This is a genomic window from Vibrio sp. 970 (assembly GCF_033339075.1).
Genome location: NZ_JAWOTW010000142.1, coordinates 1 through 889, shown reverse-complemented (window position 1 = coordinate 889; position 889 = coordinate 1). Strand labels below are relative to the sequence as shown.

At 43.4% G+C, this 889-nt stretch carries 1 pseudogene; it reads left to right on the top strand.

The window, feature by feature from the left end:
- Window positions 1-219 precede the first annotated feature (219 nt).
- Window positions 220-889 (top strand): annotated as a pseudogene (locus R7Q11_RS25275) (4-hydroxyphenylpyruvate dioxygenase family protein); the annotation flags it as partial.

Genomic DNA, 889 nt, shown 5'->3' with positions numbered 1-889 from the left:
CCTAATTGATTGAAATTCAATTTGATTTTGGTTTCTTTTTAATCGGGCACATTGATGGTTTTGTAGTGTAACATTAATTTTACATTCCTCCGTAAGACCCATCGAAATAGAGATTTCGGCCGATGTATTCCAATTTCTCTCTACCTGCGCCAAGTTAGAAAAATCAGTTCAAACAGCTCAGTGAGGCTGTAAACAAATTAGTGACGCAAGGAGAAAGTCATGGTGGACACATACAACCCATTAGGTACAGACGGATTTGAGTTTGTTGAATACACAGCTGCTGACAGCAAAGGCATTGAACAACTAAAAGCGTTATTTACATCGCTAGGCTTTGCTGAAATAGCCAAACATCGTTCGAAAGAAGCATGGTTGTATCGACAAGGTGACATCAGCTTTATCGTGAACGCCCAGCCCCATAGCCAGGCGGAGGAGTTTGCTAAAGTTCACGGCCCATCTGTATGTGGTATGGCGTTTCGTGTGAAAGACGCGACGGTTGCGCTTGAACATGCTATTCAAAACGGCGGCATAGAATACAAAACTGAAATTGGTCCGATGGAACTGAGTATCCCTGCCATTTACGGCATTGGTGAAAGCTTGCTTTATTTTGTTGATCGTTATGGCAAGCAGAGCATCTACGACGTCGATTTCCGTTTTTATGACGATGCAGACGATCGCTTAGCAAAATCAGACGTTGGCTTGTACGAGATAGACCATCTCACGCACAATGTTAAGCAAGGTAATATGGATGTTTGGTCTGGTTTTTATGAGCGCATCGGGAACTTCCGAGAAATTCGATACTTCGATATCGAAGGTAAACTGACAGGCCTTGTTAGCCGCTCAATGACAGCGCCGTGTGGCAAAATCCGCATTCCAATTAATGAATCCTCGG